20 protein-coding genes are annotated in these 24451 nt (G+C 38.8%); 15 read left to right on the plus strand and 5 right to left on the minus strand.

Annotated features, from left to right (window positions below; all coding sequences use genetic code 11):
* Positions 1–7: 7 nt before the first annotated feature.
* The 9 genes from QNH29_RS10860 to QNH29_RS10900 all read left to right on the plus strand — a co-directional run bounded on the left by QNH29_RS10860 (position 8) and on the right by QNH29_RS10900 (position 12537).
* Positions 8–1534, plus strand: a complete 1527-nt coding sequence (locus QNH29_RS10860; protein ID WP_283864787.1) for a tripartite tricarboxylate transporter permease — start codon at positions 8–10, stop codon at positions 1532–1534.
* A gap of 69 nt (positions 1535–1603) precedes the next feature.
* Positions 1604–3226, plus strand: a complete 1623-nt coding sequence (locus tag QNH29_RS10865; RefSeq protein WP_283864788.1) for an ATP-binding protein — start codon at positions 1604–1606, stop codon at positions 3224–3226.
* Positions 3192–3911: a response regulator gene (locus QNH29_RS10870; RefSeq protein WP_283864789.1), complete on the plus strand. Its 720-nt coding sequence runs from the start codon at positions 3192–3194 to the stop codon at positions 3909–3911. Before QNH29_RS10865 ends, QNH29_RS10870 begins: the two co-directional genes overlap by 35 nt.
* 29 nt (positions 3912–3940) lie before the next feature.
* The gene (locus QNH29_RS10875; RefSeq protein WP_283865596.1) at positions 3941–5548 is read left to right on the plus strand and encodes an ATP-binding protein; all 1608 of its coding nucleotides are present in this window, start codon (positions 3941–3943) and stop codon (positions 5546–5548) included.
* Positions 5532–6224: a response regulator gene (locus QNH29_RS10880; protein WP_283864790.1), complete on the plus strand. Its 693-nt coding sequence runs from the start codon at positions 5532–5534 to the stop codon at positions 6222–6224. The genes QNH29_RS10875 and QNH29_RS10880 overlap by 17 nt, the downstream gene beginning before the upstream one ends.
* Positions 6225–6311: 87 nt before the next feature.
* Positions 6312–7709, plus strand: coding sequence for a CitMHS family transporter (locus tag QNH29_RS10885; protein ID WP_349654898.1), 1398 nt, complete (start codon positions 6312–6314; stop codon positions 7707–7709).
* A 257-nt stretch (positions 7710–7966) separates the two neighbouring features.
* Positions 7967–8899, plus strand: coding sequence for an AEC family transporter (locus QNH29_RS10890; RefSeq protein ID WP_283864792.1), 933 nt, complete (start codon positions 7967–7969; stop codon positions 8897–8899).
* A 117-nt stretch (positions 8900–9016) separates the two neighbouring features.
* On the plus strand, positions 9017–10765 hold the full coding sequence (locus tag QNH29_RS10895) for a sigma-54 interaction domain-containing protein (protein WP_283864793.1): 1749 nt from the start codon (positions 9017–9019) through the stop codon (positions 10763–10765).
* A 23-nt stretch (positions 10766–10788) separates the two neighbouring features.
* Positions 10789–12537, plus strand: coding sequence for a sigma-54 interaction domain-containing protein (locus tag QNH29_RS10900; RefSeq protein ID WP_283864794.1), 1749 nt, complete (start codon positions 10789–10791; stop codon positions 12535–12537).
* A gap of 197 nt (positions 12538–12734) precedes the next feature.
* Here QNH29_RS10900 and QNH29_RS10905 read toward each other — a convergent pair whose 3' ends face one another.
* From QNH29_RS10905 to QNH29_RS10915, 3 genes are all read right to left on the minus strand, one after another.
* A complete protein-coding gene (locus tag QNH29_RS10905) occupies positions 12735–13169 on the minus strand; it encodes a CBS domain-containing protein (protein ID WP_283864795.1) in 435 nt (144 codons plus the stop codon).
* 101 nt (positions 13170–13270) lie between these two features.
* A complete protein-coding gene (locus QNH29_RS10910; RefSeq protein WP_283864796.1) occupies positions 13271–13828 on the minus strand; it encodes a CBO0543 family protein in 558 nt (185 codons plus the stop codon).
* 178 nt (positions 13829–14006) lie between these two features.
* Positions 14007–15356: an MFS transporter gene (locus QNH29_RS10915; protein ID WP_283864797.1), complete on the minus strand. Its 1350-nt coding sequence runs from the start codon at positions 15354–15356 to the stop codon at positions 14007–14009.
* A 514-nt stretch (positions 15357–15870) separates the two neighbouring features.
* On the opposite strand from QNH29_RS10915, the gene QNH29_RS10920 reads away from it, so the two are divergent.
* From QNH29_RS10920 to QNH29_RS10945, 6 genes are all read left to right on the plus strand, one after another.
* Positions 15871–17001, plus strand: coding sequence for an FAD-dependent monooxygenase (locus tag QNH29_RS10920; RefSeq protein WP_283864798.1), 1131 nt, complete (start codon positions 15871–15873; stop codon positions 16999–17001).
* A 32-nt stretch (positions 17002–17033) separates the two neighbouring features.
* A complete protein-coding gene (locus QNH29_RS10925) occupies positions 17034–18140 on the plus strand; it encodes an alpha/beta hydrolase family protein (RefSeq protein ID WP_283864799.1) in 1107 nt (368 codons plus the stop codon).
* 34 nt (positions 18141–18174) lie between these two features.
* Complete coding sequence (locus QNH29_RS10930) at positions 18175–19119, plus strand: VOC family protein (RefSeq protein WP_283864800.1); 945 nt, start codon at positions 18175–18177, stop codon at positions 19117–19119.
* 81 nt (positions 19120–19200) lie between these two features.
* The gene (locus tag QNH29_RS10935) at positions 19201–20109 is read left to right on the plus strand and encodes a fumarylacetoacetate hydrolase family protein (RefSeq protein ID WP_283865597.1); all 909 of its coding nucleotides are present in this window, start codon (positions 19201–19203) and stop codon (positions 20107–20109) included.
* A gap of 114 nt (positions 20110–20223) precedes the next feature.
* Entirely contained in the window at positions 20224–20979 is a 756-nt protein-coding gene (locus QNH29_RS10940; protein ID WP_283864801.1) for a cyclase family protein, read from the plus strand.
* Positions 20980–21204: 225 nt separating this feature from the next.
* Complete coding sequence (locus QNH29_RS10945; RefSeq protein WP_283864802.1) at positions 21205–22467, plus strand: MFS transporter; 1263 nt, start codon at positions 21205–21207, stop codon at positions 22465–22467.
* Between the two features lie 67 nt (positions 22468–22534).
* Here QNH29_RS10945 and QNH29_RS10950 read toward each other — a convergent pair whose 3' ends face one another.
* Positions 22535–23470: an amidohydrolase family protein gene (locus tag QNH29_RS10950; protein WP_283864803.1), complete on the minus strand. Its 936-nt coding sequence runs from the start codon at positions 23468–23470 to the stop codon at positions 22535–22537.
* Between the two features lie 23 nt (positions 23471–23493).
* Positions 23494–24270, minus strand: a complete 777-nt coding sequence (locus QNH29_RS10955) for an IclR family transcriptional regulator (protein WP_283864804.1) — start codon at positions 24268–24270, stop codon at positions 23494–23496.
* Positions 24271–24451: the final 181 nt, after the last annotated feature.

The following is a 24451-nucleotide window of genomic DNA, read 5'->3' on the forward strand; positions in this document are numbered from 1 at the left end:
ACGAAGCATGAGTACTATCGATTATTTATTTCAGGGATTCGGAACGGCACTTATTTGGTATAATATCCTTTTTGCTTTTATTGGCGTTTTAATTGGGACAGCTGTTGGTGTGCTTCCTGGAATTGGACCGATGAGTGGTGTTGCACTTCTCATTCCGGTAACCGCTTCTATTACAGGCGGCCTCCCGCCAGAACAGGCGGCAACGAGTGCAATCATCCTGCTCGCTGGAGTTTATTATGGAGCGATGTATGGAGGATCGACGACTTCCATTCTATTAAATACACCAGGGGAATCCTCTTCTGTCGTGACCACTTTAGATGGTTACCAGATGGCAAAGAAGGGAAGAGCGGGAAGTGCCTTGTCCATTGCGGCGATTGGTTCCTTTGTGGCCGGGATTGTTACACTTGTAGCTCTGATTCTATTAGCGAAACCTCTTTCAGCAGTAGCGATTAAATTTGGACCTGCAGAGTATTTTTCTTTAATGCTGTTGGGGCTGGGAGCTGTCAGTGGACTGGCTGGAAAATCGGTAACGAAAGCATTAATCATGACAGTTTGTGGGTTATTACTTGGAACGATTGGAATTGACAGCGTATCAGGTATTGCGAGATTCACCTTTGATGTCCCGTGGCTTTTTCAGGGAATAGAGTTTTTAACGATTGCAGTAGGATTGTTTGCACTCGGTGAAGTGTTTAAGACCATCTTGGAAAAAGATGAGGAAGAGGCTGAAATTGCAAAGATAAATAACTTACTGCCATCTAAAGAAGAGTTAAAAGAATCTGCAGGTCCCATCACCCGCGGTTCGATATTAGGTTTTTTCGTAGGAATTTTACCTGGTGCCGGGGCAACTCTTGCTTCCTTCTTTTCTTATATTCTAGAAAAAAAGATTTCAAAAACTCCTTCAAAGTTTGGAACGGGAACAATTGCTGGGGTTGCTGCACCAGAATCGGCGAATAACGCGGCATCTGGCGGGGCTCTGATTCCATTATTAACATTAGGTATTCCAGGATCAGGTACAACGGCCATTTTAATGGGAGCATTGATGATGTATAATGTTCAACCAGGACCGTTATTATTTGAGGACCACCCTCAAGTGGCATGGGGACTGATTGCCAGCATGTTTATCGGAAATATCATGCTTTTAATTTTAAATCTCCCGCTTGTCAAAGTGTTTGCCAAAATTATACAAACACCAAAACAATTCTTGATTCCTTTGATTATTGCAATCTCAATTTTTGGGGTCTATGCGGTCCAAGTATCGACTTACGATCTTTTACTTTTATTGGGATGTGGACTTCTAGGATATTTCTTAAGCAAGAACGATTATCCAATTGCCCCTCTCGTACTAGGGTTGGTATTAGGTCCCATGGTCGAGAATAATTTACGAAGGGCTTTAACGATTTCGAATGGTGATTTCAGTATATTCGTTACACGACCAATTTCTCTCGTTTTTCTTCTCATTACTCTTCTATGGCTGGTCATTCCGTTCATAATGAAAAGAAGAGGAAAGGATGTAATTATCAATATCGAAGGATAATTTTTATAATAATGCGAAAACTCCTTTATTTAAGGAGTTTTTTTACTATAATATGAATGAGGTGATTGCATGCGGTTACATTCGAAATTAATGCTAGTCATTCTTCTTCTAATTATCTTAATCGGAGTTATTTTTGAGGTCACTTTTAAGAATATAATGGAGACCAATCTTAAACATGAAATAGGTTCTAAAGCCTTATCTGTAGCTCAATCGATTGCAAGTATGCCAGATATTAAGGAAGCATTTCATGCGGAAAACCCAGCGGCCGTTATTCAGCCGATCGCAGAAAGCATTCGGAAACAGGTTGGAGCAGAATTTATTGTGATTGGGAATACGAATGAAATCAGATACTCGCATCCCAATCCGAAGCGGTTAGGACAAAAAATGGTTGGGGGAGATAATGAACTTGTTTTCAAAGGAGAACCTGTTATATCAGAATCTATTGGGACTCTCGGTCCGTCTCTAAGGGGAAAAGCACCAATCTTTGAACAGGGAGAAGTTATTGGCGTGGTATCTGTCGGCTATCTTCAAACGGATATTGAAAAGGAAGTTTCAAAAGTCCAGAAGAAAATCTTTTTTACTACGTTCCTTATTTTAATTGGTGGATTACTAGCTGCCTTACTCATTTCTTTAAATATAAAAAAAGCGTTGTTTGGTCTAGAACCGAAAGAAATCGCCTGGATGTACCAAGAGAAACATGCCATATTAGAATCAATTCATGAAGGAATCATTGCAATCGATACTGATGGACGAATTACCGTTGTGAATGAAACAGCTCATAAAATTTTAGGGGTACCGAATGAAATGCTGCTCCGTGGAAAAAGAATCGAAGAGGTCATAGAAAATACAAATTTACTAGAAGTCGTTCAAAATGGGAAGGCAGAATATGATAGGGAAACTATCATTTTTGGGGAGGTATTTTTGGCAAACCGGATTCCGATTTTTAATAAGAAAGGTGATGTGATTGGGGCTGTAGCAAGTTTACGGAATAAGTCGGAGCTTGCCCAGTTACTGCAGGAATTATCCCATGTAAAAGCCTACGCAGAAGGTTTGCGTGCTCAAACCCACGAGTATTCCAATCGTCTCTATACCCTACTAGGTTTGATCCAATTAGGGTCTTATAAAGAAGCCATTGATTTTATCTCAAAGGAAGTGGATGTCACACAAGGATTCATTCAATTTTTAATGAAGGAAATACCCGATCCTATTATTGCTGGATTTATATTAGGGAAGGTAAGTCTAGCAAGCGAATTGAAGGTGAAGTTTTCAATAGATAGAGAGAGCAGCTTTAAAGACATACCATTTGAAATCAGCAGAGATTCATTAGTAACCATTATTGGCAACCTTGTCAATAATGCTTTTGAAGCTGTAAGAGAAAATATTGGAGAAAAAAGAGTATCTCTATTTTTTACCGACCTTGGTAAAGAGCTCATTATTGAGGTAGAGGACAATGGAAAAGGAATAGATAGTAATGTTAACGGCCAGATATTCAAAGAAGGCTTTACGACAAAGGACAAGAACAGTAATGCCGGCATTGGACTGAGTCTCGTTCAAAATGCAATTAATAGTTTAGGTGGATATGTCACGTTTTCATCTAAAGTGGGAGAAGGAACGATTTTCACTGTGGCGATTCCAAAAAGCATGGGGGATGTGAACGATGGTGAACAGGAATATCGAATTGTTAATTATTGAGGATGACTTAAGGATAGCAGAGATCCAAAAACGTTACATTGAACAGATTGAAGGCTTCCAAACAGTAGGAATTGCTGCAAGTTATCTTGAGGCCAGAACCTTAATTGATATCTTAAAACCGGATTTACTTTTGCTGGATGTATATTTTCCAGACATGAATGGGCTCGATCTTTTAAAGGAAACAAAACAGCAGCCCAAACAAATGGATGTTATTATGATTACAGCAACAAAGGAAATAAATCAGGTCCAAGAAGCCATTCGTATTGGTGTTTTCGATTATATTATCAAGCCAGTTGTTTTTGACCGCTTTAAACAATCGTTACTGAGATATAAGGATTATCACACAAAGGTATTAGAATTAGGGAAAGAAAATATTCATGTCACACAACAGCAGGTGGACAAGCTTTTACGAAAAGATGTTGATGGTGCAAGTAACGAAAAGTCTTACCTTCCAAAAGGGATTGACCCGCTAACGCTTGAAAAAGTAATGGAGTTTCTCAGGAAGGTTGAATATGGACTAACAGCAGAGAGTGTGGCGAAAGAAATCGGTGTAAGCAGGACAACTGCAAGAAGATACCTTGAACATTTAGTATCAAATGACAGCATTGAGGCCGATTTATCATACGGAACTGTAGGCCGGCCAGAACGAGTTTATATCGTTTCAAACAAAGTAACTAAATTTTAAAAGCTTTATTTTAATAGGAGGTTTTCTGCCTGAAGACAATTAAAGTTTCACTGCAAACCAAAATATTCGGGCTGGTTCTCTCACTAGGTTTATTGTTAATTTTACTTTTAACAGGATTTTATAGTTATATGGAAAGTAACCAAATTGAGGAAAACAAGGGAAGGCTCGCTTTAGAATTATCGAAAACCGTATCATTTATTCCAACTATCATCGATGCTTTTCAAACAAGCGACCCAGCAAAAACGATACAGCCTATCGCAGAAAAGATAAGAAAAGAAACAGGTGCCGAATTTGTAGTCATAGGAAATAGAGATGGCACGAGATATTCGCATCCTTTGAAAACAAAAATTGGGCAGAAAATGACAGGGGGAGATAATGAAAGAGCGCTTGTCCAAGGAGAGTATTATATCTCGAAGGCAGAAGGTACACTAGGACCATCTATTAGAGGAAAATCCCCTATTTTTAATCAGCAAGGGGAGATTATCGGAATCGTTTCAGTAGGATATCTCCTTGAAGATGTCAATCAGCAAATTCTAAATAATCTGAGGAGAGTACTCATTGTATCCTTTTTCGCCATTTTGATTTCACTTATAGGCAGTGTTTTACTGGGACGAAATATCCGCAGGGATACAATGGGGCTCGAGCCTTACCAAATTGCATCCCTATATAAAGAGAAAAACGCTGTACTCCATGCGGTAAAAGAAGGCATCTTAGCAATTGATAAAGAAGGCAACATTACAATGATGAATCAGCAGGCGAAGCGGCTTCTACAGCTTCGGGGATCCGTCAGAAATATGAAAGTGGATGGGCTATTTCCATCAAATTATTTGTATGAGGTATTAACAACGGGAAACTCTCAATCAGATAAAGAAATGATCTGGAATGATAAAACCATCATCGTTAATAGTACTCCGATTGTTGATGAAAATGGTATTAAAGGGGTTGTTGCTTCTTTTCGTGACAAAACAGAAATAGAGCAAATGCTAAATACTATATCTGAAGTAAAAAGATATTCGGAAGATCTTCGTGCACAAACCCATGAATTTACCAATAAACTATACGTTTTAATGGGTCTGCTTCAGCTTGGTCAATATAGAGAGGCAATAAATATGATCCAAAGCGAAACCCAAACTCTGCAATTTCAGAATGCAGTCGTTTTTAACCAAATAAAGGATACAAAAGTGCAGGCAATCCTTTTGGGGAAATTAGGAAAAGCATCAGAAAAGAAAATTAAGTTTGAGATCATTCCAGACAGCTATTTGGAAAGATTACCATCCCATGTTAAACTATCAAACTTGATCGTGATCCTTGGCAACTTAATTGATAATGCCTTTGAAGCTGTCTATAAATGTGAAAAACCTACCGTTAAGTTTTTCGCCATGGATATCGGAAGTGATATCATTTTTGAGATTTCAGACAATGGGATGGGAATAAGGGATGAGAACATTCCTCTTCTGTTTGAAAGGGGATTTACCTTAAAAAAAGGTAATGAACCGAGGGGATTTGGCTTATCAAATGCTGAAGAGGCTGTAGTGGAGCTGAATGGGATGATCGAGGTCCAAAGTAATCCAGAAAGTGGAACTGTATTTACCGTTTATCTTCCAAAGACTGTGCAAGGAGATGAGAATTTTGGATAAGATAAAAGTGGCTATAGCGGAAGACGACTTTCGAATAGCGGATATACATGAGAAATTTTTAGAAAAGTTTAAGGAAATTGATGTGGTTGGTAAATCATTGAATGGTGAACAGACTATGCAATTATTAGAGCAGAAGACCCCAGATTTACTGCTTTTAGATGTGTATATGCCGGATGTACTTGGTTCTGAGCTGCTTCCTGTAATTCGGGAGAAATTTCCAAAGGTCAGTATTATTATGATAACAGCCGCAACAGACAAAGTTTTCCTCGAAAAAGCTTTAAGCTATGGTGTTGAGAATTACTTAATCAAGCCAGTAAGTAGGGAAAAATTTGATGAGGTCATTCAGGATTATATTAAAAAACTCGAGCTTCTTTCAGCAGCGCAGGAAGTTAATCAGAATTATGTTGATCTGCTGTTTCGTAAAGGGAAAAATGAAGCGCTGACAAAGAGCGGAGGATTGCCAAAAGGAATTGACGAAATTACTTTAGGAAAAGTTAAGGCTGTTTTCCACGTAAGAAAAGGTGGAATTTCCGCAGAAGAGGTTGGTAAGGAAATTGGAGCTTCTCGGATAACTGCACGAAGGTACTTGGAGTTTCTCTCCTCCACACAGGAGGTTAGAGCAGAAGTGGTTTATGGAATTGTGGGAAGACCGGAAAGAAAATACTACCCAGTTTAGGAAGGAGGGCAAATTACCCTCCTTCTGTTCTTTTTTAATACTTCTATTAGATTTTTTTTTGAGGAAAATCACTTTCACGTGAACAAAATGTACAAAATCAATTTTACTTACGTTAATAACTTTACTTTGGTAACGTTTTCACTACTGAATATTTTGATTATATTTAATATACAAATAAAAGGGGTGAAAAAGATGCTAGCTATATTAGGTTTTTTGATGATACTTACCTTTATGATTTTAATTATGACAAGACGTCTTCCTGCGATGATTGCACTTATCGTTATTCCTGTCATTTTTGCATTTATGGGCGGCTTTGGAAAAGAAATGGGGCCGATGGCGCTTGAAGGAATTAAAAGTGTTGCCCCAACAGGAATTATGATCCTCTTCGCAATTCTCTTCTTCGGTATCATGATTGATGCAGGTGTATTTGATCCTATTATTTCTACTATATTAAAGGTTGTAAAGGGAGATCCGTTAAAAATAGCGATTGGTACGGCAGTTCTTGCACTAGTAATATCTCTTGACGGAGACGGAACAACTACATACATGATTACGATTTCTGCCATGCTGCCATTGTATAAACGGATTGGCATGAAACCATTAATTCTTGCGGGAATTGCTGTTTCTGCTTCAGGTGTCATGAATCTTCTACCGTGGGGTGGACCTACCGCAAGAGCAATGACCGCTTTACAACTGGAGATGTCAGATATTTTTATTCCGGTTATCCCCAGCATGGTGGGTGGAATTCTTTTCGTATTGTTCATGGCCTACTGCCTTGGAAGAAAAGAAAGGAAACGGGTTGGTATTTTGCAAATTGATTTCAGCATCAATGCTGAGGTAGCTGCTACTTCAGAAGATGTTTATCTCAAACGGCCAAAGTTAATACTCGTAAACTATTTTTTAACGATTATTTTATTAGTTGCACTAATCAATGAGCTTCTCCCAGCAACTGTTTTGTTTATGATTGGATTTGCAGTGGCTATTACGATAAATTATCCAAAAATTAGTGATCAAAGAGAGCGTATTGTCAATTATGCTGATAATGCCTTATCGGTTGTTTCTATGGTATTTGCAGCAGGGATCTTTACTGGTATACTTACTGGTACGAAAATGGTCGATGCGATGGCAACCTCAATGATTTCCTATATTCCTGATGTTCTAGGTTCTCAATTTGCACTTATTACAGCGATTATCAGCGCACCTCTAACGTTCTTCATGTCGAATGATGCTTTTTACTATGGTGTTTTACCTTTGCTTGCTAAAGCAGCTAGTGTATATGGAATTGACCCTGAGTTTATCGGACGTGCTTCATTGTTGGGGCAGCCTGTCCATTTATTAAGCCCGCTTGTACCTTCAACGTACTTATTAGTCGGTATGGTGGGAGAAGATTTTGGGGACTTACAGCGCGCATTTCTCAAATGGGCCTGTGGTTCGACTTTGGTAATGATAGTCGTTGCAATTTTATTGTCAATTATTCCTTTTTAACGAAAAGTGAAAATCGATTGGGGATGAGTGTTAATGTGGATAATCACCGTCTATTCAAAGGGGAACAATATTTCTATGTTTGAATTTAATTCTGAAAAAGAAGCCAGAGAAGTTTTTAAGAATGTTAAAGGTTGTAAGATTCTATCAGAGATTATTTATTATAACGATTAGGTAGTATAAGAAATAGGAAAATGCAATTTATTAATTAATAAACTGCATTATTCCTTTTTTCATTAGAAAGAGAGAAGGTAAGCTATATGAATATTTTATTTCATATATTATTGGATATTATTTTTCCGATATTCGTGTTAATTGGGGTAGGTGCCTTATTGCAGCGGAAAATAAGAATGGATTTATCTACACTGTCAACATTGACGGTGTATTTCTTATTGCCTGCCGTTTGTTTTGTAAACATTTATCAGAGCAAAATGTCAAGTGAGTTAATTAGCCAAACATTACTATTTTTAATCCTATTTAATATTCTGCTTATCCTTACCAGTATGTTTATTGCAAAAGCGAACAAGTTTGACCGTAAGTTGACAGCAACCTTTAAGAACAGCATGGTTTTGAGTAATTCTGGTAATTATGGTCTCCCTGTAAGTGAATTAGTTTTTTCTGCTAATCCTGCTGGTATGTCGATACAGATTATTATTTCTATTTTTCAAAATCTCCTTACTTTTACATATGGCTTTTTCAACAGTGTCTCTGCCCAGAGCAGCGGTAGAGAAATCTTGAGTAAGATTATCCGTCTTCCGGTTATCTACGCTTTATTATCAGCCATATTGTTGAAAGGGCTCAATATTCAAATTCCACAATTTTTGTGGAAGCCAATTGAAAATTCATCAAATGCGTTTTTGGCCGTTGCACTGGTCACCCTTGGAGCTCAAGTAGCATTTTTAAGGATTACACGAATATCTAGACCGATTGTTTGGATTGTAACTGGCCGGTTGATTATTTCTCCTTTCGTTGGGTTACTAGTTATATACTCTCTTGGATTAACAGGAATAACTGCTCAGGCACTATTTATAGCCAGCTCATTTCCTACTTCAAGAAATAGTGCTTTACTGGCACTCGAGTATGATAATTACCCGGAATATGCTTCGCAAGCAGTTCTATTAACTACTGTTATCAGCAGTATTACCGTTGCAATTGTTGTTTATCTATCAAAAATTCTTTTTGGAAATGGATAGGGCAGGTAGTGGTTATTGCTTAATGATATTTCAAAATAATCAGACTATATGTTATAATTTTCTAATACATAAAGAATTCTTGTTAAATACTATTGTATGAGGCGGTGAATATTTAGTATGAATACAATAGAACAGCCTTTAATAGAATGCTTTCAAAAGGTTTGCAGCTCCATTGGAAGTTTTAAAACAGGGATAACAGAAATCTACCTTCTGAATAATCTTTATACATACCATTGCCATTACGATACCCGTGAGAAAAAAGTCATCGTTGATGAAAATGAGCGTAAAAGGTTGAATACGATAAATTGGAAAGAATCTATTCATTCAAATGCTATATATTCCGAGGAGTCTCAAACATTATTGATTTATGCCTGTCCGGTTTTACAAAATGGTGAACATCAATATACATTAGTGACAAAATATCATGAAAAAAATAATAAAAAAATACTACAAATTCTAGACCTCCTGGCAAAACAGCTAAGTTATCAACTCGTAACCCAGCCAAATCTTAAATCCTTATTCTTGCATAGTAAATATCAGCAGCAAATAACGAACACCATCGAGGAAGGGTACTTGACCGTTGATCAAAAAGGAATTATTACTTTTATAAATAAAATTGGGACTAGCATTCTAGGACTTGATGAAAATGAACTAACCGGGAAGTCACTAATCGGAATTCTTCCTAATTTTAAGCCTTCCCCTCTTGTAACACTACAAACAAAAGAGAACTGGGTGAACCGTGAAGTATCTTTTGAATCACCAAAAGGGAAGATTCATCTAGTTTTTTCTGTAACACCTTTATTTGAAAATGGGGGTCCTGTTGGAATCGTCATTACCTTTAGAGAAATGAAAATTATCATGAAAAAATTGGAGAGCTTAGTCAATATCAATCCAATATTTCAATTCGAAGATATCATATATAAAAGCACTTCCATGCAAGAGTTGATTAAGACAGCAAAGGTCGCGGCAAAAACAGAATCTAATATTTTAATAGAAGGGGAGAGCGGGACCGGAAAAGAACTAATCGCTCAAGCCATACATAATCAAAGCCAGCGTAAAGGGAAGCCGTTTGTTGTCATTGACTGTTCTTCCATACCGAGAGATTTAGTAGAAAGTGAGTTATTCGGCTATGTCGATGGCGCTTTTACTGGTGCCCGAAAAGGCGGAAGGCTTGGAAAATTTGAAGTTGCCAATGGAGGTACTGTATTTCTTGATGAAATCGGGGAAATGCCTTTAGAAATTCAAGTGAAACTGCTGCGTGTTCTTCAAACCCGTACAATTACACGTGTTGGCGGACATGAGCCGACAACATGTAATGTTAGAATCATTGCAGCAACGAACCGAAATCTTGAGGCAGAAGTTGAATACCAAAATTTTCGATTAGATCTTTATTATCGTTTAAATGTCCTGCAGCTAACCATCCCACCAATAAGGGAAAGAGAGGGTGACATTCCCTTATTGGCAAAAACCTTAGTTGAGGTAGCAGCAAAACGAACCAATCGTCAAGCACCAACCATCTCTTTGGAAACGATGAAAATACTTGAAAGCTATTCATGGCCCGGAAATATAAGAGAATTAGAGAATGTAATAGAAAGAGCGATTCTAATTGCTCATGTTGTGATGGAACCTGAACACTTACCCAATTATCTGCTGAATGCACTTGTTAATAGTGATAAAAGAAAACCGGCGCAATCTATCAATCTTAATGATGCGAATTCTATTAGAGAGAAGGAAAAGGAATTAATTCGTAACACTCTTGATCATGTATATTGGAACAAAAGCCAAGCAGCGCGAAAACTGGGGATATCCCGCTCAAACTTATATGAGAAAATAGCAAAATATAATATTGAACAGGTGAATAGATAAATGTAAAAGGGATGATATCAATCATGGTTATTCATATCGACCTTGTGGTGGACATAGTTAAAAAGGTGTTTGAGCAATACAAAACCTACAATGAAATAAATACGCAAATCCAAATTGTGAGTTCCGATCTATCTTACATTTGTCATTTCGACCCTCATTTAGATGAAGTGTTTTTGGATAGTGGCAGAGGAATTGACCTGCCCCGTGATGTAACACTCATGCACAAAACGACATGCTATACTAACACCTTGTCTGGATGGGCTCCGGCAGGAAAATCAGAATTTTTATACTCCTCACCCATTATCGTAGAGAAAAAAACTAAGTATTATTTGGTGTGTACCTCTGAAATTGCTCATGATGCACTTACTCTAGTTATAGTAGAACTTTTGTCAACGTATATTAGCACCATGCTTGAAACAAACATGAAGCTTCAGGAGGTTCACTTAAAAAACGATCATATGAAACAGATTACCGAAACGGTTAGTGCAGGCAGTTTATCTGTTGATAAGTTTGGAAACATCATGTTTATTAATGAGGTGGGAGGGGAAATGCTCGGTGTAAGAGCAGAAGAAGTATTAGGACAGCCCATTTCTAAGGTTTTGGATAACCAGGCATTTTCATTAGACGTTTTGGAAATTGGTATGCCGGTCATTAACAAAGACATAATTATAAAAATTAATAAGGGGCAATATCATTTTCGATTATCTTCCGTTCCCCTCTATGATAATTCGAATGAACCAATCGGGGTTATGTTTCACTTTAAAGATATTAGAAAAGAAGTAGAGATGATTGTTAACACAAAGGGCTTTTTTAACTTTGATGATATTATATATCAATGTAAAGAAATGGAGAGTTTAATCCAATTAGCCAAAAAGGCGGCATTACAGGACTCAAGTATCTTAATTGAGGGTGAAAGCGGAACAGGGAAGGAACTCATTGCCCAGTCTATTCATAATTACAGCATCCGTTCGAACCATCCATTTATTGTCATTGATTGCTCTGCTATACCAAGGAATCTAGTGGAAAGTGAATTATTTGGCTATGAAGCTGGTGCGTTTACCGGTTCTCACAAAGGCGGCATGATGGGAAAGTTCGAACGTGCCAACGGTGGGACGGTTTTCCTAGATGAGATTGGAGAAATGCCATTAGAGATTCAATCCAAGCTTCTTCGTGTGATACAAAGCAGGTCGATCACGAGAATCGGAGGACATGAACCGATTTCACTTAATATCAGGATTATTGCAGCTACAAATAGAAATTTGGCGCAAGAAGTATCGGAAGGTAATTTTCGAAATGATTTATATTATCGACTGAATGTGATCAATTTGTTCGTCCCGGCTTTACGTGATCGTAAAGGAGATCTTCCGCTACTTGTGAATAAATTGATGGAAAAGACAGCGAAGCGCGAAAAAAGGGAAGTTCCCAATCTTTTAGGCAGGGTCATGGAGGTTCTAGAAAACTACCCTTGGCCGGGGAATATTAGGGAACTGGAAAATACAATGGAACGCGCTGTCATCCTTGCAAATGGCGAAATTGATTATCTACATTTACCTAAGCGCTTATTGATACAAAACATTAACTTGAGTACCACACCGGTTCAAAGAGAAATTTTTGTTAATCAGACTCCACAAAAACCAAAGTATGTTATGGAACAGCAATTAATAATCAATGCCCTTAAAGAGTCAAAAGGGAACAAGAGTAAAGCAGCAAAAAAGCTCGGCATTGCCAGATCCACTTTGTATGAAAAAATGTATCTGTATCAATTATCATAGCCGTTTTATTACATAAAAGAGTCTTCCCTTTACAATAAAGGGGTTCCGTTTTTTTGTGTTTTCTTAACATGAATGGACCTGTATTTATAAAAAGGCCTCTACGCCAAAACATAAAATATGTTTTGGATCGTAGAGGCCTGATTACTTATTTAATATGAACTTTCCCAGTGGCACATATCGGATACATTGGCTTTTGATTAGAAGTTTGATAGTTTAGGTTCGGCAGGATTCGATATATTCTTAAGGGCTTGTCCAGCTTCATCAGTCGACTGATGATTAACAGCTAAATCACCTAGGGAGACGATTCCAACCAATTTGTCATCCTCCACAATAGGAAGACGGCGAATTTGGTGCTGGGACATGAGTCTTACCGCTTCCTCCACTGACATTTCTTTGTTTCCTTTTACAACATTGTCGGTTACTAATTCAGAAATCGTGGAGTCAGGCGTATAATCATTGACAAAACCCTTTATGACTAAATCCCGATCGGTTACGATTCCTACTAATTTTTCATTATCACAAATTGGAACGGCCCCCACATCCAGCTCTTTCATTTTCATGGCAACCTCTTTACACGTACTTTCTGGACAACAGCTATCAACATTGGTCGTCATTACTTCAGCAACATTCATGCTCATTCCTCCTTTATGATTTATCATTTTATTTACTACCCGCCACACCATATAGTTAAACATGATTTGGAGAATTTGAATTAAGGGTCACCTTTTTATCTTTAACGGTTACCCTCTCTCTGTATTTTAATAATTTTAAAAACTAACCCTCTAGAGAAAACTCCCATTAAGAAAAAACCGAAAAATGAAAAAACATGGTTCCATTTAAGTGGTTTATAAAGGTTCAGCATTTCTGCAAGAGGTTCCAAGACAAAAGCAAAAATGAGAGACATAATCAGAAGAACGATCGTAAAGGATTTCCAGCTTGAAAAATTTTGATAAACTAACATATAAAGTATTGGGAGTAACGTGTAATCTATCGGAACTAAAGGAGTACAAAGTGGAAGGAGAGTATCGGAATAAACCCACATTGAAAAATTCCACCCCATGACATCAAGAAAAGTTGACATAGATATGATAAAAAATCCATATAATAAAATTTCTAAAATACGGCTTTTATCAACTATCTTCCTCCAAAAAAACCACGGAACAATTGTCAAAACAAGTAGAATCCACCATTTTAATGAAAAAACAAAATTATGTATCCAATAATCCATCATCATATTATTTAACTCAATGGTATATTGTTGGATTTCTTTAGGTGTTGGAATTTTCTGCAAATATTACACCTCCATTTACTGCATTTAGTTTTATCCCAAAGTTTTTATCATTAAACATCCTTTTAATGTACAAATTTCTACAAAGCTCCTAATAAAGAAACTCGCCAATTTTTACTATGGCGAGTTCTGCTTTTTATATCTACCAATAAGGATGTCAGAAAAACACCTTAAAATGGACTCAACTCACATGAACTTTAATAGATTCCTCTTTGGCAACGTTCTCATTTTGATAGGCGCTTTTTAAAGGCACCATAAAGAGGGCTGCGGCTGCAATCAAGCCAGGAATCGCAAAGGCGATAAAGTTTAAGTGAATTGGTAAAGAAACGGATAATAGGAATCCTCCTAAAAGTGGCCCCAGCATACCGCCAGTCCTGCCGACTCCGGAAGCCATCCCTAATGCTGTAGATCTAATCGTTGGCGGATAGTACTGAGAAACATAGGCCTGGACAATATTCTGTGCACCAATAGTTGCCGCTCCTGCAATTGCTACCAATAGGTATATTACAAAGGTATTTCCTCCAAATCCAAGGAGTGTCAGAGCAACTGCGCCTGAGGCATACATCGGAACAAGCATTTTTTTTGAACCGTATTTATCACAAAGTCGTCCAATTATAAGTGTACCGATAATGGCTCCCCCTTGGAGGGCAATAAGAAAGCCTAGGCTTGAATTTAATCCGTAGCCTGCTTCCATCATCAATTTTGGAAGCCAAGTATTCAAACCATAAACCATCAATAAACAACTGAAAAACGCTGTCCAGAACATAACCGTACTGAATGCCCGGTTATCTTTAAATAATCCTATTATAGGAACTTTTGATTCTTGTATTTTTATGTCCATAATTTCATCATGCTCACTAAAATGCAATTCTGGACTTACTTTAGCAAGAGTTGCAATCAATTTTTCTTTTTTTCCAGTACGGATTAGATAGCTTGCTGTTTCGGGCAGCTGTTTATACATAATAGGCAAAAACAGTAATGGGACACCTGCAAACCAGAAGATAGATTCCCAACCAAATGAAGGCATTAAGAAGATCCCTATTAATGGAGCAAGAATTCCCCCAACAGAATAACCACATAATACGATACTTACAATCATACTTCTCATCGTTTTCGGAGCATAGTCCGTTAAAAGCGCGATAACATTAGGCATGATTCCTCCCAAACCTAACCCCGCTAAGAAACGGAAGGTTGAGAAAGTCGTTGGGGTTTCAGCAAAACCGCATAGGAACGTAAATAAACTAAACAGTACTAATGTTATTGCAACTACGTTTTTTCTGCCAATCCTGTCGGCTAAAGTACCGAAAAAGATTGCTCCGAACATCATCCCGAATAACCCATATGTTCCGATTGCCCCAGCTTCCACAGATGATAGATTCCATTCCTCTATTAAGCTAGGGACGACCGTTCCATAGACGACCAAATCATAACCATCAAACAAGATAATGACAAAACTCCATAATAGTAATCCTAGATGAAAGCGGTTGAATTTGCTGTTTGCAATTATTTCAGTAGAATTAATCGTTTTCATATTTTTCCCCCTAAATATTTAAAATTAAATGATAACGCTTACGAAAATGTGACAACTCATAATGGTTATGTAGGTTAACACTAATTACACTTTACTAATAGTTAATATCGTTCTCTAATTAGAGATTATAAACATTTAAAGTTTTTATTTCAATATATAATTTATATTTTTCGGAATATTAATACGAAGTTGGCACAAAAAAAGCGGGGACTATGCCTTTTTGAGTCTGGGATCCAAAAAGTCTTTATTAAAAACGCTCTCTGTTTTTAGTTTGTTGTACTGATTTCGGACAATCCAAACACATGTGTAGTGTTTTCGGACAATTACTCGCTTAAGTGTAATTCTATATTTTTGGAATATTGCAAAATGACAACGTTTTCTATTTTGGCACACTTCTTGCAATATGAATTGGTATAGGATTCACACACCTTTTTACTATGTACACAGTGTGAAGATTATTTTTTTGACTGCATGAAGCATTGAATCCTAAAGCTAAATAAAAGGAGGGGTTTTCTTGTCAAAAGTAAAAAAGGTTCTTATCGTTGGGGGCGGCATCGGCGGGCTGGCGACAGCTATTGCTTTACAAAAGGCCGGAATTGAAACAGAGATTGTTGAAAAACAAAAGGAATGGAATGTTTATGGAGTAGGGATCATTCTACAATCCAATGCACTAAGGGCAATTGATGCACTTGGGATTACGAAAGAATTCCTAGCAGTGGGAACAACACACTCTGCCTTACATATCCGCGACGCCAAAGGAAATATGATCTTTGATGCACCTATTCATCCATCAGGAAAGTTTAATATGACGGGAGGTATTCCAAGAAGGAACTTCCATGAAATTTTGCTGCATGAGGCTATTGAAAAAGGGACAAAGATTCGAATGGGTACCACTGTTGATGTGATTGAACATGCAGACAGCTTTGTTTATACACAATTTACCGATGGTACCTCAGGGACCTATGATCTTGTCATTGGAGCTGATGGAGTCAGATCAAAGGTTCGTAACTTGGTGTTTGGCGATATTGAACCAAACTTCGTCGGACAGGCTGTCTGGCGTTATACACTCAAGCGTCCTGAGAATCTCGAGAACATTACGATGTTTTATGGACGGAAAGCCAAAGCTGGGATTGTTCCTATGACCGAGGATAGCTGTTATGTTTTTGTTGTTACGGCAGAACCAGGAAACCCATGGAAGCAAGAAGACCAGCTGCATGTTCTTATGCGTGAGGCCCTTCAAGAATTTGGCGGCTTAGTTGCGGAACTAAGTGGACAAATTACCGATCCAAAAGAAGTGGTGTATCGTCCGCTTGAAACCCTTATTGTTGAGAAACCTTGGTATCGGGAAAGGGTGCTGTTAATTGGCGATGCTGCACATGCAACTGTCCCGCATTTAGCACAAGGTGCTGCGATGGCGATAGAGGATGCCCTTGTATTATCGGAATTGCTTCAAAAAGATGAGCCAGTTTCAGATATTTTAGATGAATTTATGGTTCGGCGCTTTGAACGCTGTAAGTTTGTCGTCGATCATTCAAACACGTTGGTTAATTGGGAGCTCTTGCAATTAGAAGGCAGGCTGCCGAAAGAGAATAACCCGAACGCCATTGTGGCACAAAGCTTAGTTAGAATGACAGAGGTTATCTAGAAAAAATAAATAGAATACGGAGTGTAGTAAATATGTGGCATTATTTTCCTGAACATTATATGTGGTCTTATCAAATTGTAAGGATGTTTAGCCAGGCACATTTTGGCGGCGGTGAGGTGAATGAAATTCTCGAAGCAGCCGGTAATATTACCCTTGGTGATACGGATAGTTTCCATTATGCATGGATGGGAGCTGGGAACCGCTCGCTTGCTGTTGCGAATGAAGCCCTTGATAAGGAGCATATTGGAACTGCTAGAGCTGCTTTTTTACGGGCGTCCAATTATATCCGAACCGCTGAGTTTTTCCTGCAGCCAGATGATCCTAGAAAAATACCAACCTACTTAAAAGGGGTAGAATCGTTCAGAAAAGGGGCAGAAATGGTGGAAAATCCGCCAGTGGCAGTCCAAGTTCCCTATGAAAACTCATTTCTGCCAGGGTACTTTTTCGCTGTACCAGGCAAAAAAGAATCTCCATTAGTCATCATGTTTGGCGGTCTTGATTCAACAGCAGAGGAATTATATTTTGGTCCCGCACAGCTATTAAATGAACGGGGAATTGCCCTCCTTGCTATTGACGGTCCTGGGCAGGGCGGAGCATTAAGGTTGAACCATATTTCATCCCGTTACGATTACAATGTCGCGGGTACCGCTGCTTATGAATGGGCTGCGCAGAACCTGGATATCGATCCAAATCGAGTTGGAATTATGGCGGTTTCAATGGGCGGATATATGGCAGCGAGATCAGCAGCCTTTGAACCCCGCTTCAAGGCATGCGCCGTTTGGGGTGCTGTTTATGATTATCAATCTGTTTGGGCAAAGCGTCCAGATAACCATCCGTTAGCGAAAATTCTCCAGCATGTTGTAGGTGCAGAATCTATGGATGAAGCGAGGAAAAAGTTGGACCTCTTTAATCTTAAAGGAGTGGCTGAAAAAATCAGTATGCCAACTTATATTATCCATGGTGAAGATGATCGTCAGGTCTCTGTCGAGAACGCTTACAACCTATACAATGATTTAACCTGCCCAAGATGGTTGAAAATTGTTCCAACGAGCAGTCCGGGTTCCGCTCATTGCCAGGTGGATAACGTAACCGAGACTTATGAAATGTACGATTGGCTCAAGCTTCAGTTGAACGCATAATACACTATTATTCATTTTTAGGAGGAAGAAAATCATGCCAAAAAGAAATCACTTTATCTCACAATTAGCCCACGTGGAATTATTAAGTCCAAAACCAGAAGAATCCGTGAAATTCTTTAGAGAAGTTTTGGGAATGGAGGAATCCGGAAGAATCGGCCAATCTGTTTACATGCGTGCATGGGGCGAATTTTTTCATCACAGTTTAAAGATAACTGAAGCAAAAACAAAAGGAGTTGGCCATATAAGCTGGCGTGCAGAAAGTGATGAAGATCTGCTGGATGCCGTTGAATACATTGAGAACCTTGGCTGCGGCAAAGGCTGGATTGATGGAGATCTAGGACACGGAAGGGCCTATCAATTCTACTCTCCTGATGGACATTTAGAAGAAATCTTTTGGGATGTAGAGCTTGCAGAAATCCCTGCCCATTTGAAAAGTAAATGGAGATCCCGTCCGCAAAAAAATCCAAGCCGCGGTGCGTCTGTCAGACGATTAGACCATGTGACGCTATGGACAAGTGATGTAACCCGTCATACCAATTTCTATAAAGAGTTAGGTTTTAAACATAATGAAGGAATTATCATTCCAAATGGAACAGAGGTTGGTTCGTTATTAGCTGTTTCAAGCTTATCTCATGAAATTGCCTTATTTGCTGATTTTAAAAGGGAGCATGGGCAGCTGAACCATTTATGCTTTGCTGTGGAAAACCGTGACCAAGTGCTGGAGACTGCAGATTATGTGGTGGATAACGGCTACAGATTAGAGATGAAACCATTTAAACATGCTGTGGGTGAGGCGTTTACGACTTATGCGATTGAACCAGGCGGCAATCGGATTGAAATCTATGGCGGTTCTCCATTGTACTTTGCCCCAGATTATGGTCCAAAGATGTGGAAGGTTGAGGAAAATCCGAACGATGCCTGGGATGAAGTGAATATTTTTGAATCCAAGCAGTTTGATAGTATCAGAGAAAAAGCTTAACTTATTTTAAGTTTTATGAATGTAATAAAGGGCGTCTTAGAGATGTCCTTTATTAGTTTAAGAGATTGGGGAGATTATTTTATGAAATTTGTTACTTTTCGAAACCCGGAAGGTGTCCATCGGGCCGGATGGCTTCGCAATGACGGAGTAGTGGATATGCAATTTGCTGGTCAAGGAAAATTACCAGGCAGCATTCGTGAATTGCTGCAGCACCAAGATGACTATATGCCAGTAATCCAATCAATTGAAAAAAATGTCCAATCCACCTATTCAATCGAAGAAGTTGAATTGCTTGCACCGTTGCCAAACCCATGTACATTCCGGGATTATGTAGCATTTGAAACGCATGTTAAAAACGCAGCAGCGACACATGGGAACACCGTTGCACCTGAGTGGTATGAGGTACCTATCTTTTATTTTTCAAATCCGAATGTCATGAGGGGGCCAGGTGAAGACATAGCACGCCCAAAAAAATGTGTGAGATTGGATTACGAATTAGAAATGGCTTGTATCATCGGGAAAGAAGGGAAAAACATTAAAGCAAGTGAAGCGGAAGAATATATCTTCGGCTATACGATTTTAAATGATTGGTCTGCCAGGGATTTGCAGGCACAGGAAATGAAGGTATTACTCGGTCCAGCAAAGGGGAAAGATTTTGCTACTTCTATTGGGCCATGGATTGTCACAAAAGATGAATTGCAACCATACAAAATTGGTGATGTCTTCGACTTGGAAATGACGGCGAAAGTAAACGGAGAAGTATGGTCTAATGGGAATTTTAAAGATATATACTATTCATTCGGCCAAATGATTGAGCGGGCATCAGAGGATGTGACGTTGTATCCTGGTGACATTATCGGCTCAGGAACTGTTGGATTTGGCTGTGTTTTAGAATTGGGAACTGACAAGTACCGCTGGCTGGAGCCTGGAGATGAGATAGAGTTAGAGATTACGGGGCTGGGGGTTCTTAGAAATAAGATTGTTGGGTAATGGGAATGTTTCCTCTTGAAAGGCTGTTGAGACCCGAATCTTTGAAAAACTGATAGAAAAGGTCCTCATGAAAGGCTCATGAGACCCAGACTTTTGAAAATTACGGAGGATTATATGGTTAAAATAATAGATTTAAGTGTTTCAATCGAAGAAGAATTAAAAGATCCACTTCCCTTTTCAATCCGCTATGAAACACATGAAGAGGGTGCTGAATTTGGTGCAAAGCTGGTTGGAGTTAAACCGGACGATTTTCCCGAACGAAAGGGACTTGCTGGCGAGTTTTTAACTCTCACAAGTCATGCCGGCACTCACGTCGATGCACCATGGCATTATTGGCCAACAGCAGAAGGGAAACCTGCAAGGACGATAGATGAACTCCCGCTTGAATGGTTTTTCAATGATGGCGTTGTCCTTGACTTTACTGATAAACCAGCGGGTTATGCAGTAACCATTTCAGACCTCCAGGAGAAATTACAAAAAATAGATTACCAACTAAAGCCGTATGATATCGTGATGATTCGTTGTGATGCGGATAAAAAAAGATACCAGCCCAATTATAGTGAAATTCATGTAGGTGTTTCAGCTGAGGCAACTCTCTGGCTGATTGATCAAGGTATTAGAGTAATGGGGACAGACGGCTGGGGCTGGGATACTCCATTGGCTATTCAAGCCGCGGATTATAAGGAAAATCCACGTCCAGGTGTACTATGGGCAGCTCATTATGCTGGTAAGGAAAAAGAATATTGCCAAATTGAAAAACTAGCAAACTTGGATCAATTACCTTCATACGGATTTAAGGTATCCGTTTTCCCTGTAAAAATCAAAGGCGCCAGCGGAGGGTGGACCCGGGCAGTCGCGATTATCGATTAAAACAACAATTCAAAGCGATTATGGGATGGGGATAACCGGACTTTTTGATTGGAATCGTTCCCTTAAACGGCAAAATGAGAGATATAGGGAAAGATACTAAGAGAATCGTTCCCGTGTATGGCGTAAATGAGATTAAGAGGGAACAATACCAATAAAATCTTGTTCCCATGAACAGCGAAAACTAAGTGTTATAGGAACAATCGTAAATAATAAAGGGGTGTCGTTGTGAGTAAAACTAGCCAATCATTCTTTAGGTATGAAAATAACCTGCTGATTCTTTTATTTTTGGTGTTTGGTCTTGTTTTTATGGACAGGTTAAGTATTATCTATTTGTTTCCATTTGTATCAGAGGAGTTAAATTTGAGTAACACTCAAATGGGAATGATTGTCGGAGCTACGAGCATTGCATGGGGGATCTCAACCTTACTATTTGCTAGTGTTTCAGATTTTATTGGCAAAAAGAAACTCACGTTAATTATCTTTATACTTGGTTTTTCGATCGCTACCTTTACTTCTGGTTTAGTTGGCGGGTTGGGTTCGCTTATTCTTGTTCGTTTATTGATGGGTGTTACAGAGGGCCCGGTCATTCCATTGGTTCAATCGACTATGATGGCGGAATCAATGCCAAAAAGAAGAGGCTCAAATTTAGGATTTATCCAGGGGTCTGGTGCATTATTAGGGAATGCTGTTGCTCCTGTTATCGTCGTGGCTATCGCTGCAGCAACAAATTGGCGCTATTCGTTCTTCGCATTAGCTATACCCGGAATCATCTTAGCGGTAATACTAATTTTTTATATGAAAGAGCCTAATTTTACATTCAGCCATGGGAATGACCACAAAAAAGGAAAGCCAACGTTTCAGGAGTATAAAAGTGTATTTAAAACCCGTAACGTTTGGGTCAGTATGCTGATGGCTATTTTTTACATGATGTATTTGTTAGTATTTACCAGTTTTATGCCGCTATTTTTATCGGGTGTTTCAAACTATAGTGAAGCACAATATGGAGCTATTTTAGGGATAATGGGGATAGGGATGTTCGTCTGGCAATTTCTTCTGCCGTTTTTATCCGATAGACTTGGCAGGAAGACAATCATTGTTCCTGCAACATTAATCGCTATTCTGCTTCCGCTTGCGGTGGCAGCTTTTCATACGAACTTTGCCCTGCTGGCTATTTCAATCTTCTTTCTTACGATAGGATTTGGGGCACAGCCTCTCTATCTTGCCATCATACCATCGGAGTCGGTTCCGAAGGTGTTTACTGCAACCGCCATCGCTAGTGTTGTCCTTACCGGAGAAATTATCGGCGGAACAGCAGGGCCTGTACTTGCTGGAATCCTTGCCGATAAGTTTAGTTTGTACACACCGCTGTGGCTTGCAAGCGGGACAGCAGTTGTTTTCTTCTTGTTATCGTTTCTTCTAAAGGAAACTGCACCAGTAAAAGTTTCTCCTGAGATTTCAGAAGATTCTGCTATCAACACCACTGTCTAAACTAGAAGGTTAGGAACCACTAAAGGCACCAGAATATATCGATTCCAGTGCCTTTAGTCATTCATTTTTATTCTAATAAAGAACTTACGCCGTTTTGAAATTTTCCCTCAGGCGGCCATACAGAAAGGTCGAAGGGGTAATCCGATCCCGGAACAACTCTGTCTGCTCCAACTGCATTAACCAGGAAATCCAGACTTTCTTTATTCCACAATACAGTATCATACCAAAAGCGTTTTAAGTATTCAGACGGGGTTGCCTTAAGCTTAGACGATACAAGGTTCCACTGCTCATACCCTTTGTCCAACCGGCCTATTTGATACGGTAAGAAACCGCCGCCATGGGCAAAAAGGATTTTTACATTTGGATATCTGTCAATTAGTCCGCTTAATAACAGATCCGTCGCACAAACCGTTGTTTCCCATGGCACCCCTATTAAATTGGGCATCATTCTTCTGTTTAATCGAGGGTCTTCACACAACAATGGATGGATAAAAACAATGGCTTTTTGGCGATTGGCTTCTTCAAAAAAAGGTGTAAAAAATTCATCGGATAACATCTGTCCTGAAAGACCAGGACCGATAATGACGCCTTTTAATCCAAGATTCATAGCAGTTTGTAAGACTTGGGCTGCTTTGTCTGGGTTGGTAAGGGGTACGGTGCCTAATGCTGAGATTTTTTGAGGAGCTGACCTAGACCACTCTGCCAATGAGTGATTATATACGTTAGAGATATCCGTTGTGATTTCATCAGGAAAATCATAAAGAAATAGCTGCGGGATGGGCGAAACAACAGAATGAGTTACCCCCGCGCTCTCCTGTTGCGTTAGGTAGAGTTCACTGTCAATAAAGGCTTTTTTTAGTTCAAAGCCCCATTTTTCATTAATAAATAAGAAATCATCTTTGTTTACTTCTTTTTGAATCCATTTGGCATTTACCAGTTCCTTGTTATCCTTTAGCCAGGAAATAACATCAGACGGGATAAAATGAGTATGAAAGTCATGCATTTGATAAACTCCTTTTCATAAAATTAGCCCCTGTATCCCATTCGTTCTGAGACTTCCTTGGCAGCAACTATTATTTTCTTAGCAAAACCTTGAACCTTATGAGATTGAATTCTTTGTTTCGGCCCGACAACTGACAAGGCTGCAATCACGTTACCTTTATAATCGTAAATGGGTGCAGCAATGGAATTTACTCCTTCATTTAATTCTTCAAAGCTAGTAGAATATCCATTTTGCTTTATTTCTTGTAAATTAGCACGGAGAAGCTCGGGGTCTGTAATCGTGTTTTTTGTAAATTTTTCTAATCCTTGATCGAGAACTGCGCTAACCAATTCTTCATCTGCGTAGGCAAGCAGTACTTTACCAGAGCTCGTACAGTGAGGAGGATTTCGTCTGCCAACATGAGTTAAGAATCTTACAGGATGATTACATTCTACTTTTTGCAAATAGATAACCTCTAGTTTATCGATTACAGAAATGTGAGCGGTTTCGCCAAGGTTTTCAACAAGCCTGCTTAAGACAGGGTATGACTCGCGATACACATCTGTATTGCTATTAACAATACTGCTTAAGGAAAGAAGTGAGAATCCAAGTCGATATTTTTTTGATTCAGGGTCTTTGTAAACAAAGCCTTCACTAGCCAGCGTGGCCATCGTTCGGCTGACCGTGCTTTTGTTAAGTCCAAGTTCGCTTGAGATATCACTAACCTTTTTTTCAGGCTCATCCATCGTAAAGCTTTTTAATATTTTCAGCGCATTTCTAACAGAGGAAAGATATTGATCCTCTTGATTTTTAACTTCCAAGTGACTCACATCCTTGTTTCAATATAGAAAACAATGTTGTTCTATAGTACGCAATATAGCAGAAAGTTTTTTAAAAGAAAAGGGAAAATTAAAATTATTTCGATTATTAAAATTTATTTTAAAATTCTTTATAGTTGTTGCGCATAGAGCAACAGTAGCGTTGTATGTGAAACTCGCAAGC

The organism is Neobacillus sp. DY30, from assembly GCF_030123065.1.
Classification (GTDB): domain Bacteria; phylum Bacillota; class Bacilli; order Bacillales; family Cytobacillaceae; genus Neobacillus.

Coding starts and splice junctions, on each gene's coding strand:
- QNH29_RS10860 (WP_283864787.1), top strand. CDS start 8: ATGAGTACTATCGATTATTTATTTCAGGGATTCGGAACGGCACTTATT.
- QNH29_RS10865 (WP_283864788.1), top strand. CDS start 1,604: ATGCGGTTACATTCGAAATTAATGCTAGTCATTCTTCTTCTAATTATC.
- QNH29_RS10870 (WP_283864789.1), top strand. CDS start 3,192: ATGGTGAACAGGAATATCGAATTGTTAATTATTGAGGATGACTTAAGG.
- QNH29_RS10880 (WP_283864790.1), top strand. CDS start 5,532: ATGAGAATTTTGGATAAGATAAAAGTGGCTATAGCGGAAGACGACTTT.
- QNH29_RS10885 (WP_349654898.1), top strand. CDS start 6,312: ATGTACAAAATCAATTTTACTTACGTTAATAACTTTACTTTGGTAACG.
- QNH29_RS10890 (WP_283864792.1), top strand. CDS start 7,967: ATGAATATTTTATTTCATATATTATTGGATATTATTTTTCCGATATTC.
- QNH29_RS10895 (WP_283864793.1), top strand. CDS start 9,017: ATGAATACAATAGAACAGCCTTTAATAGAATGCTTTCAAAAGGTTTGC.
- QNH29_RS10900 (WP_283864794.1), top strand. CDS start 10,789: ATGGTTATTCATATCGACCTTGTGGTGGACATAGTTAAAAAGGTGTTT.
- QNH29_RS10905 (WP_283864795.1), bottom strand. CDS start 13,169: ATGAATGTTGCTGAAGTAATGACGACCAATGTTGATAGCTGTTGTCCA.
- QNH29_RS10915 (WP_283864797.1), bottom strand. CDS start 15,356: ATGAAAACGATTAATTCTACTGAAATAATTGCAAACAGCAAATTCAAC.
- QNH29_RS10925 (WP_283864799.1), top strand. CDS start 17,034: ATGTGGCATTATTTTCCTGAACATTATATGTGGTCTTATCAAATTGTA.
- QNH29_RS10930 (WP_283864800.1), top strand. CDS start 18,175: ATGCCAAAAAGAAATCACTTTATCTCACAATTAGCCCACGTGGAATTA.
- QNH29_RS10935 (WP_283865597.1), top strand. CDS start 19,201: ATGAAATTTGTTACTTTTCGAAACCCGGAAGGTGTCCATCGGGCCGGA.
- QNH29_RS10940 (WP_283864801.1), top strand. CDS start 20,224: ATGGTTAAAATAATAGATTTAAGTGTTTCAATCGAAGAAGAATTAAAA.
- QNH29_RS10950 (WP_283864803.1), bottom strand. CDS start 23,470: ATGCATGACTTTCATACTCATTTTATCCCGTCTGATGTTATTTCCTGG.